This window comes from Lysinibacillus sp. A1 (assembly GCF_000801965.1).
GTDB lineage: Bacteria > Bacillota > Bacilli > Bacillales_A > Planococcaceae > Lysinibacillus > Lysinibacillus fusiformis.
Genome location: NZ_JSZM01000004.1, coordinates 187,032 through 203,767, shown reverse-complemented (window position 1 = coordinate 203,767; position 16,736 = coordinate 187,032). Strand labels below are relative to the sequence as shown.

At 36.6% G+C, this 16,736-nt stretch carries 15 protein-coding genes; 6 read left to right on the top strand and 9 right to left on the bottom strand.

Annotated features, from left to right (window positions below; all coding sequences use genetic code 11):
• Nucleotides 1-180 precede the first annotated feature (180 nt).
• The 3 genes from PI85_RS02985 to PI85_RS02975 form a co-directional block, all read right to left on the bottom strand.
• Nucleotides 181-936, bottom strand: a complete 756-nt coding sequence (locus PI85_RS02985; protein WP_036121086.1) for an exodeoxyribonuclease III — start codon at nt 934-936, stop codon at nt 181-183.
• A gap of 53 nt (nt 937-989) precedes the next feature.
• Nucleotides 990-1,904, bottom strand: a complete 915-nt coding sequence (murB, locus tag PI85_RS02980; RefSeq protein ID WP_036121089.1) for a UDP-N-acetylmuramate dehydrogenase — start codon at nt 1,902-1,904, stop codon at nt 990-992.
• Nucleotides 1,905-2,112: 208 nt separating this feature from the next.
• Nucleotides 2,113-2,418 (bottom strand): helix-turn-helix domain-containing protein, encoded by a 306-nt coding sequence (locus PI85_RS02975; RefSeq protein WP_004231981.1) that lies wholly within the window; start codon nt 2,416-2,418, stop codon nt 2,113-2,115.
• Between the two features lie 356 nt (nt 2,419-2,774).
• On the opposite strand from PI85_RS02975, the gene PI85_RS02970 reads away from it, so the two are divergent.
• Nucleotides 2,775-3,302, top strand: coding sequence for a YceI family protein (locus PI85_RS02970; protein WP_036121093.1), 528 nt, complete (start codon nt 2,775-2,777; stop codon nt 3,300-3,302).
• A gap of 35 nt (nt 3,303-3,337) precedes the next feature.
• Nucleotides 3,338-3,709 carry a DUF2500 domain-containing protein gene (locus PI85_RS02965; RefSeq protein WP_036121096.1) on the top strand — a complete coding sequence of 124 codons (372 nt, stop codon included), beginning with the start codon at nt 3,338-3,340 and terminating at the stop codon, nt 3,707-3,709.
• 21 nt (nt 3,710-3,730) lie between these two features.
• Here the strand turns inward: PI85_RS02965 and PI85_RS02960 are convergent, their stop codons facing one another.
• The 3 genes from PI85_RS02960 to PI85_RS02950 all read right to left on the bottom strand — a co-directional run bounded on the left by PI85_RS02960 (nt 3,731) and on the right by PI85_RS02950 (nt 7,925).
• A complete protein-coding gene (locus PI85_RS02960) occupies nt 3,731-6,091 on the bottom strand; it encodes a bifunctional 2',3'-cyclic-nucleotide 2'-phosphodiesterase/3'-nucleotidase (protein WP_036121099.1) in 2,361 nt (786 codons plus the stop codon).
• 304 nt (nt 6,092-6,395) lie between these two features.
• Nucleotides 6,396-7,022, bottom strand: a complete 627-nt coding sequence (locus PI85_RS02955) for an FMN-dependent NADH-azoreductase (RefSeq protein ID WP_036121103.1) — start codon at nt 7,020-7,022, stop codon at nt 6,396-6,398.
• Nucleotides 7,023-7,217: 195 nt separating this feature from the next.
• The gene (locus PI85_RS02950; protein WP_036121106.1) at nt 7,218-7,925 is read right to left on the bottom strand and encodes a DsbA family protein; all 708 of its coding nucleotides are present in this window, start codon (nt 7,923-7,925) and stop codon (nt 7,218-7,220) included.
• 125 nt (nt 7,926-8,050) lie between these two features.
• Between PI85_RS02950 and PI85_RS02945 the strand changes: the two genes are divergently transcribed.
• Entirely contained in the window at nt 8,051-9,430 is a 1,380-nt protein-coding gene (locus PI85_RS02945) for an FAD-dependent oxidoreductase (RefSeq protein ID WP_036121109.1), read from the top strand.
• A 421-nt stretch (nt 9,431-9,851) separates the two neighbouring features.
• Here PI85_RS02945 and PI85_RS02940 read toward each other — a convergent pair whose 3' ends face one another.
• Nucleotides 9,852-10,778, bottom strand: coding sequence for a manganese-dependent inorganic pyrophosphatase (locus PI85_RS02940; RefSeq protein ID WP_036121113.1), 927 nt, complete (start codon nt 10,776-10,778; stop codon nt 9,852-9,854).
• A 396-nt stretch (nt 10,779-11,174) separates the two neighbouring features.
• Here PI85_RS02940 and PI85_RS02935 point away from each other — a divergent pair, with 396 nt between their 5' ends.
• The gene (locus PI85_RS02935) at nt 11,175-11,978 is read left to right on the top strand and encodes a GNAT family N-acetyltransferase (RefSeq protein ID WP_235318442.1); all 804 of its coding nucleotides are present in this window, start codon (nt 11,175-11,177) and stop codon (nt 11,976-11,978) included.
• A gap of 103 nt (nt 11,979-12,081) precedes the next feature.
• On the opposite strand, the gene PI85_RS02930 is transcribed toward PI85_RS02935, so the two are convergent.
• Together PI85_RS02930 and PI85_RS02925 are read right to left on the bottom strand one after the other, a co-directional pair.
• The gene (locus tag PI85_RS02930) at nt 12,082-12,948 is read right to left on the bottom strand and encodes a MurR/RpiR family transcriptional regulator (protein WP_036121118.1); all 867 of its coding nucleotides are present in this window, start codon (nt 12,946-12,948) and stop codon (nt 12,082-12,084) included.
• Nucleotides 12,949-13,256: 308 nt separating this feature from the next.
• On the bottom strand, nt 13,257-14,486 hold the full coding sequence (locus tag PI85_RS02925) for an MFS transporter (RefSeq protein WP_036121121.1): 1,230 nt from the start codon (nt 14,484-14,486) through the stop codon (nt 13,257-13,259).
• A 204-nt stretch (nt 14,487-14,690) separates the two neighbouring features.
• Between PI85_RS02925 and thrC the strand changes: the two genes are divergently transcribed.
• On the top strand, nt 14,691-15,743 hold the full coding sequence (thrC, locus tag PI85_RS02920) for a threonine synthase (RefSeq protein WP_036121123.1): 1,053 nt from the start codon (nt 14,691-14,693) through the stop codon (nt 15,741-15,743).
• Entirely contained in the window at nt 15,740-16,654 is a 915-nt protein-coding gene (gene thrB, locus PI85_RS02915; RefSeq protein WP_036121126.1) for a homoserine kinase, read from the top strand. The genes thrC and thrB overlap by 4 nt, the downstream gene beginning before the upstream one ends.
• Nucleotides 16,655-16,736: the final 82 nt, after the last annotated feature.

The following is a 16,736-nucleotide window of genomic DNA, read 5'->3' as shown; positions in this document are numbered from 1 at the left end:
GTCGCCATTCGCTATTAGACTAGTATAAACAATTGGCTATATGAAGGTACAGAGCATTGTTAAAAAACGTATTTCATAGATACATGGCTTTCCTTTCATTAGCCTCCTTTTTTATTCATTCTATTATTATTGCAAAGACAAAAAAATCGTATTTCCAAATAGAAAATACGATTTTTAATGCTAGACATGTAGTTGTAATTCAATAGGACAATGATCGCTGCCCATAATGTGTGGGTGAATAGTCGCTTGATCTATTTGATTTTTTAATTGCTCCGACACAATAAAGTAGTCGATGCGCCAACCAATATTTCGTTCACGTACTTTATTCATATAGGACCACCATGTAAAATGGTCAGTTTCATTAGGATGCTTGTATCTGAAAGAATCTACAAAACCACTGGCTAAAAGCTCCGAAAATTTAGCACGCTCCTCAAATGTAAATCCGGAATTCCCCACATTCGATTTCGCATTTTTCAAATCTATTTCAGTGTGTGCAACATTTAAGTCGCCACAATAGACAACAGGCTTCTTACTATTCAGGTCTTGTAAATAGCCAGCTAAACGATCTTCCCATGTTAATCGAAGTGGTAATCTCGCTAAATCTCGCTGTGCATTGGGGGTATAGACATTTACTAAATAGAAATTTTGATATTCTAAAGTAATGATTCTACCCTCATCCTGAGAATCTTCATCGCCAACTCCATACTTAACAGATGATGGTGTATGCTTTGTAAATATAGCTGTCCCCGAGTAGCCCTTCTTTTGAGCATAGTTCCAATATTGCTCATAATCATCTAGTGCAAGCTCTACTTGTCCAGCCTGACATTTCGTTTCTTGGATACAAAAAAAATCTGCCTCTATTTGATGAAAGAAGTCTAGAAAGCCTTTCCCTAGGCAAGCTCTAATGCCATTAACATTCCATGATATAAATTTCATCTCATACTCACTCCTTAAAAAAACGCCCTTCGACTCAAGCGAAGAGCGTCACATTATAGATCATCACCAACAATTTTAACTTCTGTTTCTAATTCAATACCGAATTTTTCTTTCACAATCCGCTGTACCATTTGAATAGTCGCAATATAATCAGAAGCAGTAGCATTTCCTTTATTGACAATAAAACCTGCGTGCTTCGTAGAGACCTCTGCACCGCCTACTCCTTTGCCCTGCAAGCCACTATCTTGAATAAGCTTCCCTGCAAAATGACCTGGTGGGCGTTTAAAAACACTTCCCGCAGATGGATATTCTAATGGTTGCTTAGATTCTCGCTGAAAGGTTAAGTCAGCAATCTTCGCATCAATTTCCCCTTGTTCGCCAGATGCTAATTGGAACTCAGAGGATAACACGTAATAGCCTTTCTTCGCAATAACGCTTTTACGATAACCAAGCTCAAGCTCATCCTTTGACAAGGTTAAAATTTCTCCCTCTTTTGTTAACACCTTAGATGAAATAATGATATCTTTAATCTCACCGCCATAAGCACCTGCGTTCATAGCCATTGCCCCACCAATTGACCCAGGGATACCACAGGCAAACTCGAAGCCTGTTAAAGATGCTTTGGCAGATAGTTTCGACACATCTTTAATTAGCGCACCACTTTGAGCATAAACATGTTCACCATTAATACGAATCTCATCTAAATTTGAAAATGTTACAACGATTCCTCTATGACCACCATCACGAACAACCATATTAGATCCGTTACCTAACATTAATAAAGGAATATTATTTATATATGCATAGTGAATTACAAATGCTGCTTCTTCTTCTGTATCAGGAAGAACAAAAACATCTGCTTTGCCACCTAATTTTGTCATTGTATATTGTTGTAATGATTCATCTAACTTAATATTGGCAGGATTAATGCTCTTCGCTAAATCCTTTGCCCATTGTTGTTTTGTCATGAGAGCTAATTCCTTTCTAACGTCCTTCTTACTCTACACCAGTATGGATTTAGAACCCCAATTTGACAAGTAAAATGAAGGGTATTTTTATCTCATATAAAAAGACAGGTAAGTCCTGTGCAGAGATGATGAATATTATAAAGAAAATTGACAGTCATTCCAAGTGTCGTTTTTGGCACAATACTACCTAAAGAACAAGCCATTCACTTTAAAGCCAGCTACTTGCCCATGTTTCAATATTACGGATAGCACCTTCTAGTGCTTGCCCTTTATCCGTTAATGAATATTCAACTCGTACTGGGACTTCAGAATACACTTTACGTTCAACAAGTCCTTCTTTTTCCAGTTCCTTTAAACGTTCTGATAATAAACGGCCACTAACAGGTAATGCAGACTCTATTTCATTAAAACGCTGTGGTCCATCTAATAATTGATATAATATTAAACCCGTCCATCGTTTTCCGATTAAATCCATTGCTTTAGCTAAACGAGGACATAAAGTTGTCTCATTCATAATTCTTCACCTCTATGTAACTATTGTAACGATTATTGCAGGAAATGTAAATTTAGAGTAACTTATTTACATAAAATAATTAATATACTTTTATATACTTAATTACAAAAAGTAACTTTAGTTTTCAGTTTTTTTCAATTAGGGTGGAACCTTCCATCGTTAAACCGTCCGTCCTCCTAATAATACAATGCCCTAGATAACAGTAATATGACTAACTATTTATTTAAAGTCTTGTAAATGTTCACAGTTTACACTTTTATTAGTGATGATCCATTCCTATTTATGAAAAACCCATTGAATATGGTATTTGTTTCCTTTATTATTCGTTGTAGAATGCTGTTTTAGGGGGTTTTTAAATGAAAAAATACACTATTGATATCAGTCATTCCACACTTAGTTTTTCTGTACGACATATGATGATATCTAAAATTCACGGTACTTTCGAATCGTACAACGCTGAAATTGCTGCAGCCAATATTGAGCATATGCAGGATGCAAGTATCTCTATTACCATTGACGTGGCTAGTGTCTCCACAAAAAATCATGACCGTGATGTACACCTTGTGTCTCCAGATTTTTTTGATGCAGACGTCTATCCAAAAATAGTTTTCACCTCTACATATATTGATAAACAAAATGATAAAACTTTTTTGATACATGGGGATTTAACAATTAAAAACATAACAAAGCCTATCTTATTTACAACAGTATATACAGGAAACGGTGTTAATCCTTGGGCACAAGAAGTACATGGTTTTCAGGCAAAGACACAAATTGATCGCCGTGATTTTAATTTAGTCTATAATACAATTCTTGAAACAGGTGGCGTATTAATCAATGATGAGATTGACATTGTGGTAGACGTCGAGTTAAGCCCCCTTTAGTTTTTGATTTACTATAAGGAAAGAGGGAACTTTACATGCTATGGTTTGATAACGGAATTACATTTGAATCGAGCTTTATTACAATCGTCTTTTTTATTGTTTTTGGTAGCATCGCCTTCAGCCTTATTAAAGCTATTGTCACTTGGTCTATTAATAACCAATCACAAACCTTAACTGTACCCGCTAAGGTTGTGTCAAAACGTACAAATATTCGTGGAGGCACTAATAATTCTGCGGCATATACTTCCTATTTCATCACGTTTGAAGAACGACATGGGGAGCGTCAGGAATTTAAAGTGAAAGGTCGCGATTTTGGACAGTTAGTGGAGGGTGACATTGGTTTTATAACGTTTCAGGGCACACGCTTTCATACTTTCGAAAGACAAAAAAGGGAGAGTAGCGATTAAATCGTACTCTCCCTTTTAGTTTTATTTAATTAAATACTTTGCAAATCCTGCCTCTGTATCTTCTAAATATTCAATGTTGCTATCTGTTGAGATAAATTTTTGTGCATCTTTCGCAGATAGATAAACAACTTTCGTCTTGGCTGGGAATGGTACAAATGACCAGTTATTATCCGCAGCTGGGTTAATTGTTTTATTTGCCATAATATAATCAACTACAGCTTGACGATTTTCATATGCATAGTTAGTTATATTCGAACCGTCCGTATTTTTAAATGTCGCTCCATACGAACCACCAACACGATAATTATTTGTAATGATAATGAATTCTTGTTTTAAATCAATTGGTTTACCATTATACTGTACATTTTTAATACGGTTCGCCTTTTCATCAACAAGATTACCACGTCGGTCATATTTAGATGGAGATGTCACATCAATTTGATAGGTTAAACCATCTAACACGTCAAAATTATAAGAGCGTGCTTCTGAATCAATAATATTTTGCTCTTCTGTCTTATTCGGATCAATTGTTGCAAAAATACCTGCAGCCATCTCTAACCACTCGACGGCTTGTGCACCTGTAACTTTAATTGTTGCTACAGTATTATCGTAATGATAAATGTCCGCCATATTTTTGATGGCAAGTGGACCAACTGGAATGTTTGTATAATCTAATGGATTATTTCGTGAACCGGCTTTAAAAGGCGCCCCAGCAGAAAGAATCGGCGTTTTTTCATCAGCCGTTCCCTTTAATTCCTGTTCAATAAACCATTTTTGTGCTTGTGTGACGATTTGAATAGAAGGATCATCTTGCACCATTGAGAAATAACTATGGATTGGCGCAGTTGTTTCACCAACAGGCTGGCGAATATAAGTTAAAGTGCCTTCATGTGCTTGTTTCACAGCTTTTAATACCGTAGTGGATGGTTGTAAACCTTCTTGCTTGATTGATTGCAATGACCCACTACCATCTACTACAACCCACTCTGATCCTTGTTGTTCTAGTTTTAGATCAATGATACCAAGATGGCTACCATAGCTACCTGCCATAACTGTTGGAACACCGTGAATCGTTCCCTTTTCTTGATCTACATCTTTCAAATCTTTGTAGTCACCTGGGAATGTTAAGTGAGAGTGCCCTGTAATCAAAGCATCAATTCCGTCAATTCCAGCTAGTTGATAGCCAACATTCTCAGCGCCTTCCACGTAAGTGTCCTCACCAATACCAGAATGGGAAAGAACAACAATTACGTCTGCTCCAGCCTTCTGCATTTCAGGAACTACTTCTTTTATTGCTTCAACAGGTTCTTGCATGTCAACTTTACCAGCTAAATGAATGGCATCCCATTCAACAATTTTTGTTGGTACAATCCCTGTCACACCAACTTTCAGTGTATGTTTCTTACCAGTGCTATCCACTACTTCTTTATCAAGAATAACATAAGGTGTAAACATACGTTTTTTTGTTTTAGCATCGTAAGTATTAGCATTTACGACTGGATATTTAGCATCATTTAAAACTTCATTTAAGAAATCAAGACCATAGTTGAATTCATGGTTTCCTAAAGTTCCACCATCATATTTTAAAGCGTTAAGTGCCGCAATAGCCGGATGTACTTCCCCTGGCTTTAATACACTTTCTAGTGCTTTATAAGAGCCAAGTGGCGTACCTTGAATTAAATCTCCATTATCGAATAGTAGTGTGTTGGGGTTTTTAGCACGAGCTTGTTCAATTAATGTAGCTGTATTAGCTAAACCAACCTCAGATGATGGAGCATCTAAATAGTAATTATAATTTGCTAAATTTGTATGAATATCTGTAGTTCCTAAAATTTGAAGATCTACTGACACTCCATTAGATGGTGCCTTGTATTCTGCTACAAAACGCTCTACAATACTTTCCATTTGCTCATGTGTTACATAGTCAAGAGGACGGATCGTATTATCCTCATACGCTTGAAGAATATTTGCTGCAACAGCATTAGCTAAATCTTGTTTATAAGCTTTAGCAATTTGATCAGCATCCTTAAATTGGTCTAAGACCGCCAGGGAAGCGTTTTCACTAACAAGTCCACGAGCAGATATAACAAACGCTTGTTGACGTGTTAATTTATCGTTTGGACCAAATGTAGTTGCTGTTTTTCCTTTTATAAGTTTTAACTGTACAGCCTTTTCTACATATGGTGCTAAATCCTTAGAGACATCCGTAAAAGTAAGGGAAGATCCATCACCTAATTCGACATCTAAGCTTTCTACTAATTCTTTTACATAATCAGCGCGTGTAACTTCATTGGAAGCAGCATTAGCAGTGAATCCAAATGGTATCAACGCGGATAAAACTAGTAGCATGGCTAAAAATTTAGTTATTAATTTCTTGTTCATACAACAACCTCCTTATTCATCTAGTATTTTCCTACAGATACTATTATATTAAACTAACTCTATTTTTTACTGAATAATTAGTCCTAATTATATGTATTTTTAAAAGAATGGGTTATCACTTTCCTATAAAATCACATTTTTCTATCATTTTTATTTTTATACCACCAATAGAATGTTAGTAAATGTAAATTCCAAATAAATAGTTAATACCAATATATCCGACTTCTACACCACACCATACCTCTGCTCACAAAATAAAAAAAGACCTCTCAAATTCGAGAGGTCTTTTATTAAAAAAATTTTTTTACGCGTTTACTGTTTGAAGTGATTGAGCTACTTTTTTCACTTCTTCTAGGCCATTTGCAATAATTTCTTGTGCTTTATCAGGTGATGCATTGTGACCTTCAATAATTACTTCTTCGATAATTTCCATACCGAACACGCCGCCCGCTACATTTTTAATGTAGTTTACTGACATTTCCATCGGCTGTGTTTCTGGTAGTGAGTAGTAACCACCACGAGCATTTAAAATAATCGCTTTTTTATCCGTCATTAAGCTAACCATTTGGCCATCTTCACCATATTTGAATGTGAAACCTGCTTGGTACACATAGTCAATAAATGTTTGTAAAGGTGCTGGAATAGTTAAGTTCCAAAGTGGGAAAGCAAATACTACTAAATCAGCTGCTGTTAATGCATCCATCGCTTTTTGTTTAGCAGCTAAAAGACGTGATTCGATGTCTGTTAACTCTCCACCATTTTGTACTTTACCAAATGCATTGAAAAGGTCTTGCCCAAAATATGGCATATCTTCTGCAAATACGTCAAAAGTTGTAACGTTTACACCTTGTACGTTTTCCATAAAAGTATCGTACATTTTTGTTGAAATACCGTCTGGACGGTTGTTTGCTTTTACTACTAAAACGTTCATTATATAAAATCTCCCTTATATCTCATAGTCTATTATCTCGAATTCAAGATATAAACTTATCTTAAAAAAATTCTTCTAAAAAGTCAACGATACTTACCTCAGACTTTTGACTGAAATATTAGATAAAACTTTTCACTAAAACGAATAAAAGAGGCTTGTTTGTCAAGCCCCTCCGTAGTTAGAGTAATTTTAGCACTATAATTTACAGTTATCATCTGTACAAACACCAGCGTCACCCGTGCCAGCCATTTTTAGACCAGGTTGTAAGCCCTCTTCCTCAGCCACTTTACGTAGTGTATCTTCGAATACTTCTTGTGGCTGGGCACCAGAAATACCATATTTACGGTTTAAGACAAAGAATGGGACCCCACGAACTCCAAGCTGCAATCCTTCTTGAATATCTGCTTCTACCTCATTTTTAAATTCATCCACAGCAAGAACTTTTGCTACTTCCTCGCGTTGCAATCCTACCTGTTCGGCTATATCTAATAATACAGCCTCTTGTCCAATACGTTTTCCTTCAATAAAATGACTGTGCAGTAGAGCTTCAACTAATGCTGTAACATCTCCCTGCTGCTCAGCCCATTTAACAAGTCGATGTGCCTTTAACGTATTCTCTTCCATTAGATTGCTAAAGTCATAGTTTAAGCCTACTTCTTTCGCACGCTCAGTAACACCTAATGTCATTTCTTTGGCCTTTTCTAAAGACATACCATATTTCTTCGCTAATGATTCATAGACAGTAATATTCGAATCTACTGGGGTATTAGGATCAAGTTGATAGCTTTTATAAACAAGCTCCACTTGCCCACCAAAGCCAGTATCTTCAATCGCTTGCTCTAATTGTTTTTTTCCAATATAACAAAATGGACATACATAGTCAGACCATATTTCAATTTTCATTACTCACACTCTCCTTTTGCTACATTGTAGCGATAGATTAAATCGCAAGGCAATTTTTATGCTTCATCGCATAAATTCTCCAGTACATCTACATACTGAACATAAAAACATTGTGAGGTTTATCTATGACTCAATCTCTTTGGCTCGCTACTTCCGAATCAGTCTCACTATCTTCACTTTCTTCATCTACAACTTGTGATGTATGTATAGTCGGAGGAGGATTAACTGGTCTTTATACAGCCTATGTCTTGGCAAAAGCAGGTGTTGATGTACTTTTACTTGAGGCGAATACCCATTTTGGTCACGGTACTACAGGACATTCCACGGGTAAACTAACTGCCCAGCATAGTATCGTTTATGCTAACCTTTTAGAGAAACTATCCGTTGATGAGGCACAGCTCTATTACCAACTCAATCAACAAGCCATTGAAAAAGTAACACAATTGTTTCCAAAAAGCAGTGTGAAGCAAGTAGATTCGCTATTGTATGCTCAAACAAAAGAAGGGTATGCGCAATTATTAAAAGAATGGAATGCTTATAAGGTGTTAAATATCCAATCAAAAATCACCACAGAAACAGAGCTTCCCTTCCCCATTACAAAGGCTTTATGCATGTCCCAGCAAGCTCAAATAAATCCTGTAGAGATAAGTAATTTTCTTGCCAAAGAAGCACAAGCGATGGGTGCCAAGCTTTATACAAATACCCGAGTTCAGCAATTAAACATAGCTCAAAATAACTTACATACCGAAAAGAATATGTCGGTTCAATATAAAAAACTTATTTTGTGCTCACATTATCCAATTGAAGCTTTCAAGGGGCTAAAGTTATTTAAACTGTCAAATAGTCGTTCTTACATGGTGGCTAGTAAAATTTCTGAAACGATGCAGGGGCAGTATCTATCCGTTGATTTCCCTTCTCGTTCCATTCGCACAGCTACAATTAACAACGAACATTTTTTAGTACTGGGTGGAGCGAATCACATCGCTGGGGAAACAGTCAATACAGAGCCGTACTATGATGCCATTGCAAATGAAATGAAAGAACATTTTGAGCAAGAGCCCATTTATCGATGGTCTGCTCAGGATATCGAAACTCCTGACATCGTTCCTTACGTAGGAAGAATTACAAACTCATTGCCAAACGTATTCATTGCTACCGGCTATAGAAAGTGGGGCATTTCTAATTCCTTTGTTGCCGGTGACATTTTATCCAGCCTAATCACGGGATCAAGAAGTGAGGATGGTGCCATCGCACTCTATTCACCATCACGTACAAAATTCGGTGCCCAGTTTATGCAAATGCTTAAAGTTGGCGGCTTTGTCGCAAAAGAATTTATTGCTGGGTATATGAGAAATGCCAGTGCTCCTACATGTACTCACTTGGGCTGTAAGACGAAATGGAATGAGGCTGATGAAACATGGGATTGTCCTTGCCATGGCTCCCGCTTCAATGCTCAAGGGGAAGTACTGGAAGGACCAGCCGTACAACCTTTGAAATTAGATTAAAAAGAAGGCTGTAGACAAACTGTCCACAAATTATGAGTTTGCTACAGTCTTTTTTACGATGAAATAAAGTAAAGCCGTTGATGTCCACTATGGGCGCACTTCGTTCCTATCCATTTTCTATATAAAAGACTCCCTTTTCATATGTTAATAAAAAGTAAAAAATCTATGCAAAGCGCAAAGAAAAAGCATGGTGTATGATGGACAACCTGTAAATGTCATAAAAACTGCCCATACAGCGATGCTTACTTGCTGTCATAGTAAAGAAACTGACTATCAGACGAGTAAATATCTTAAGAAGCATGTTGGATTCGACAGTAATTACCCAATATGGTACATGCAAAAAACATGACAAAAGCCACCGAAAGTGTGAACTTTTCGATGGCTATTATCTACAGTCTAAGTAGCTGTCTTGTTGTGTAAATTACTTTAGAGCTTCTGTTAATACTGGTACAATTTGCTTTTTACGAGAAACAACGCCTGGTAACACAACACGGTTGTTGATAAGCTCAGCACCGAATCCTTTTGCTGCAGCTTGTGCGACTTGTCCAATTGCTACAGCTGTAGAATCGTTATTTAGAATATCTGTTACAACGAAGAAGAATAAATCTAAACCATTCTCAGCAACATTTTTATTTAATAAAATCTCTAATTCCTCTTGTCGATTAAGTACATCATTAATATCCACAGCATTCACCTGTGCGACTACAGATTTGTACTCACCGAATTGAAACTCCTTAGCATCTAATGATAGTAGATCTTCTAAAGATTTATCAGATAGGTCTGCACCGGCTTTTAGCATAGCTAAACCATATTCTGCAACATCCACATTAGCAATTTTCGCTAGTTCTTCGCCAGCTTTTACATCTTGCTCCGTGCAAGTTGGTGATTTGAATAATAATGTATCTGAAACGATTGCTGATAGCATTAAACCAGCAATGTTCGCTGGTATATCTAAACTGTTTTCGTTAAAAACTTTCTTTAGAATTGTAGCCGTACAGCCTACTGGTTCTGCACGATAATATAGCGGATCAGCTGTTTGGAAGTTAGCGATGCGGTGGTGATCAATTACCTCAGCAATTTGCACTTCCTCAATACCATCAGCTGATTGCTGGAATTCATTGTGGTCTACTAGAATAACTTTGTCCGCTTCTCCAACTACAGATGAGATTAAACGTGGCGCTTCAAAGCCAAATTTATTTAAAGCAAACTGTGTTTCATTATTAACATCTCCAAGACGTACAGCCTCGGCTTCTTCTCCAATTTGTTGTTTTAAATAAGCATATACAATTGCAGATGTGATCGTGTCTGTATCTGGGTTTTTATGTCCAAAAACTAATACTTTACTCATTGAATTTATTCCTCCTAAAATGACCTTACATTTATCTTTTATTTTATCATATCTTATGGACTAACAAATGAAAAATTGAAACATTAAGCAAACTATGCTCATTCATTTAATATACAATAATAATTCCCCACTCCCAATAACCAACTATACAAATACGGATAAAGTATAATGGACCTTCAAACTGTCACATACGTATATTTTGTGCACCCATCCCCTTTGTTTTCATTATCTTTTTTTACCATCCTATTTTTAACATTCAATAGTAAAAGCGCATATTTTTCTAATATTAATTATTTTACATAGATATTTAGTTGGATTTTCATATTTATGTAAGCATAATTTTATGCTATTATCAGATAGTCTATATTTTTGGATATTCAGGAAATGGGGATTACGATGACAAAGAAGATGGAAAAAAAGTACATTCCTTTAGCAAATTATTTTGAAGTAGCTTTACAACAAGAAATCACTTTATCCTTTAGTGAATTAGAAAACATTATGGGACAAGCCTTACCGAATGCCGCCTACTTAAATAAGAGCTGGTGGAAAAAAACAAAGCCCCCTCTATCACACTATTTGTCATGGACAAATGCAGGCTACCATGTCATTGATGTTAGACTAGGTACTAGTATAACGTTCTCATGCACGCAAACTAAGACAACTGTAAACAATCTTTCAAAAAATGAAGAGTACCCTTCTGCATACATAATTCGAGGGATTGAAGCATCGGATGCTAGATCGTTTATTCTTTTACAGGAAGAAATTTTTCAACAAACCGACTTCATGTATAATGTTCAAGATGAAGTAGATCTAACTGTCCAACAACTTCGTAAAAATTTAGCCTATTGGAAACAACTAAAAAATCGCACTATATTACTTTGCGTATTAAATGGTATTTTTGCAGGCTATGCAGTTGTACATGGGTATAAACAAACGAAAGCTAAACATGTTGCCTCTGTTCGCTTAGCTGTGAAGGAAGAGTACCAACAAAAAGGCATTGGCTCTGCGCTAATGAAGGCTGTAGAAAGTTGGTCAAAACAGCGTGATATATCCAGATTAGAATTATCAGTTATGGAACATAATAATGTTGCTTTACATCTTTTTACGAAAATAGGATTTAAACAAGAAGGCATCCGACAAAATGCTATTAAATTAAATGATACTTACATTAACGAGTATAACTTAAGTAAAATTTTATAAATCACTTTGCCTAGATGTCTAAAGCATATTTGGACATCTTTTTATATATTTAGACTATAAAAAATGCATAGAAAAGTAATATAACACTTTTCTATGCATAACATTAAAATACCTGTTTCTCTCTAGCAGCATCCAGAAATAATATATTACTATCTACTTGCTCATAGGATTTTTGATATTTTTCATAATGCCCTTTATCTTGGCTAATCATTTCCTCCAATAAAGCATGTAAGAAAGAAAATAAAACGGGCACTATATCTAGCGAGGAATGCTTGTTTGTTCCAAGCGCAAACAAAATATTAGCATATTCACGAACGGGTGAAAATGCAGTTCCAGTAATAGCAATAATTTTTACTTTCTTCATCCTTGCAATTTCAACAATCGTTTGAATATCCTTTAATTGTTTATCAAATGATAAAACAATTAATGTTGTACGCTCTCCCATGCTATTAATTTGATTCAATATTTCATCGGAATCTATACGAAGCTGCTTAATATTAGAACGTAGTGTTTTTAATGTGTTGGATAACCAATTTGCTACAGATGCTGCCTGACGAGTACCTAGAATATAGATATTATCTGCTTCATGCATCCATTTTGAACTTTTTTGAATCTGTTGATCGCTAATTAATTGAATTGTTTCCTGAATATTTTGACTATCTCGCTGCATTACCTTGCCAAAACGAGAATTAGTTTGCTTTTTACCCGTATAGGTAGATTGTAGATTTGTTCCTACATCTTGGGACATGACATAACTTCTTATTTCTTCTTGCAGTTCCACATATCCCGATAAATCCATGGCATAGCAAAAGCGAATAACCGTTGATTCACTTACATTAGCCAGTCTGCCTACTTCTGCCGCTCCATTAGCAATCACTGTATTGGGATTATCCATTACAAATTGAGCTACTTTACGCTGCCCCTTTGACAGTCTTACAAACCTTTTCTTTATATCCTCATGAATACACATTCCTAACAACCTTTCTTTCAATGACCTTATCACGAATGGGAGATTGTTTCCTACTTACTCAAAATTCGATTAAAAATACAGTATCATGATTGCAATTTGAATACAATGACTTTTCTGAAAAATCTTCAGCGCATTAACCTGCTAATATGTCGACTTTTTGTACTTTTCTATGTTGATTTGTTATTTTACCAAATTTATTGGTTCGGGTGAATAAAAATCAATAATTCCTAATTTTTATGTAATACACTAGCGAATAAAGACAAAAATGTCCTGGATTGATTACTCTTATCCAGGACATTGTTTAGTTATTATTCTAATTCTAGCTGCTTGGTTTCCTTCCCTAGGAAAATGACACCAATAACACCTATAATAATGGCTCCACAGAAAATGGCAAAAATGAAGCCTATATCATAACCAGCTGTTAATAAAGAACCAACTAGTAGCGGTCCGAAAATACCACCAATTCGGCCAGCAGCTGCTGCCATCCCTGCACCAGTACCTCGAATAATGGAAGGGTATTGCTCAGGTGTATAAGCATATAAAGCCCCCCATGCTCCTAAGTTAAAGAATGATAAAAACATGCCTGACAATAACAGTACTACAAGTGTTTCAGCATTCCCGAAAATGAAAGCACTCACTGCAGTACCAATTAGATAGGAAACAAGCACAAATTTCCGTCCAAACTTTTCAATAAACCAGGCTGCAGTAAAATAACCTGGCAATTGAGCTAATGTCATAATGAGAACATATTTAAAGCTCGTAATCATATCAAAGCCCTTACCAACCATGACACTTGGAAGCCATAAGAACATACCGTAATAAGAAAATACAACTGTAAACCAAAGCACCCAAAGCATCAATGTAGAACGTGCATATTTTTTTGACCAAACTTCTTTTATATTTTGAAGGATGCTACGTGATTTGGCCTCTTGCTTCACCGTAAACTGCGGTGAATCTGGGAGATGCCATCTAAGATAAATAGCATAAAATGCAGGGAGAGCTGTTAAGATGAGCGCTACTCGCCATCCCCATGTTGGAATAACAAAATAGGATATCAATGCGGCAATTAGCCATCCAGCTGCCCAAAAGCTTTCCAATAAAACAACTACGCGTCCTCTTTCTTTTGCTGCCACGCTTTCAGATACTAGCGTTGATGCTACAGGTAGTTCACCGCCCAGACCCATTCCTACTAAAAAACGTAGCATTAAAAATGCCGTCAGTGTAGTCGTAAAAGCAGATAGACCACTGGCAATGGAAAATAGGACAAGTGTCCACATAAAAATTTGCTTTCTCCCTATTTTGTCTGCAAAAACACCGAATACAAGGGCTCCAACAGCCATTCCAATTGAGTTTATACTACCAATCCAGCCAGATTGACTTGGTGTCAGTCCCCAATCTGCTGCCAATGCTGCAATGACAAACGATAATATTCCAACATCCATTGCATCAAAAAGCCACCCAATCCCTGCAACGCCCAATAGTCTATTTCTAGAAATAGTTTGCTTAGATTTATTTGTTCCTACAGTATTTGTCGCCATTTTAACCACCTGTCTTTACACTTGACTTTACATTACAAGATTACTATACAGTTGTTTCAAGAAAGTGACAAGCAAAATTCAAATTACCGAATTGTTTCGACAATTTATGAAATGCTATTGAAATAATAGTGTGATTTGCGTTAAAATGTCTTTTATACAAATACAACTGTTCTTTCTATAAGAACAAAAGGAGATCGTATCTTTATGTGGAAAGGCCTTATTGAAGAATATAAACAATTTTTACCTGTAACAGAAAATACACCCTCATTAACTTTAAACGAAGGCAATACGCCTCTTATACATTTAGTGAATTTATCCAAGAAACTAGGCATTGAGCTTTACGGTAAAATTGAGGGTGCAAACCCAACTGGCTCATTTAAAGACCGTGGTATGGTGTTTGCTGTAGCTAAAGCTATTGAAGATGGTAGTAAGTGTGTGATTTGTGCCTCTACAGGAAATACATCCGCTGCTGCAGCGGCTTATGCTACAAGAGCTGGTATTCAATCCATCGTTGTAATTCCTAAAGGAAAAGTTGCCCTTGGTAAGCTTGCACAAGCAACTATGTATGGTGCAAAAATCATTGAGATTGATGGTAATTTTGATGATGCTTTAAGTATTGTTCGCCAAGTAAGTGAAACAACTCCTGTCGCACTTGTAAACTCCGTCAATCCATACCGCATTGAAGGACAAAAAACTGCATCATTCGAAATTGTAGATGCCTTAGGTTCTGCTCCTGATTATCTATGCATCCCGGTTGGTAATGCAGGGAATATTACTGCTTACTGGAAAGGCTTTAAAGAATATCATGCTGCAAAAGATTCTGGCCTACCAAAGATGTATGGCTTTGAAGCAGAAGGTGCAGCAGCAATCGTCAAAGGAGAGCCTATTGCAAATCCGGAGACAGTTGCCACTGCTATTCGAATTGGTAACCCAGCTAGCTGGAAATTGGCAGAAGCAGCTCGAGATGAATCTGGGGGTATTATTGATTCCGTAACAGATCAAGAAATTATTGCAGCTTATCAATTAATCGCCAATACAGAAGGCATTTTCGTTGAACCAGGCTCTGCCGCATCATTAGCAGGTGTTATTAAATCAGTCGAGAACGGAAAAATTCCAAAGGGTTCAAAAGTAGTTACAATCTTCACAGGTAATGGACTAAAAGATCCCGATACAGCCATGGATGTATCCACAGTCGAAGTTGTATCCCTTAAAAATGACGAAAATGAAATTAGAGAATATATCGAGGGAGTACTATGAGTAAAGCATGGCAAATCTCAGTTCCAGGAAGCACCGCCAATCTAGGGCCAGGCTTTGATTCCATAGGACTCGGCTTGTCTCTATACTTACAATTAACAGTTACTTTACAAGATACATGGGATATTATCCATCTTGATGATAACGGTCCTAAAGAGTTTGAGCTTGACGAACATTTACTATACGTCATTGCCAAAAAAGTTGCTGCTCAATATGGTCAACAATTACCTGCATGTCGTGTCGAGATGGCTAGCGAGCTACCATTAGCACGTGGGCTTGGAAGCAGTGCTGCTGTGATAGTTGCAGGTATTGAACTAGCCAATCAAGTATGTGGGCTTAACTTAACGATACAAGATAAACTCAACCTATCATCTCAAATTGAGGGACACCCAGATAACGCAACCGCTTCTGTTTTAGGAGGCTTAACCATTTCTTCTATGGATGAACAAGGTAATGTTGATACTTTTCATATCAATGAAATTGATGCTTCCTTTGTAGTATATGTACCAAATGTCGAGTTAAAAACGAGCGAATCTCGATCTGTATTGCCAGAGCAATTTGACAGAGCCTATGCTGTTCATGCTTCGGCAAATGCTAATATGTTAGCAGCTTCATTAATGGCACGTGATTTCCAGCGTGCTGGGCGTTATATGGAAGAAGATCTATTCCATGAACCTTTTCGTGCAAAGCTAATACCGGAGTATACAGAAATTCGTACAGCAGCAAAGATGAATGGTGCGTATGGTACAGCTTTAAGTGGAGCTGGCCCTACATTGATTTCTATCATTCCTTCTACCATTGCATATGACTTCGTTCAAACTATGAAAAATCAATTTCCTGAACATCAAGTGATTCTAACAAAAGCTGATGAGCAAGGTATACAAGTACATGAATATATGAAACGTCTACTATAATAGTAGGCGTTTTTTCTTGAAAGCAAGTGTGGATAAATCTAATATTATAGAAGTATAGGAATTGCCTTGAAACACCTATTAT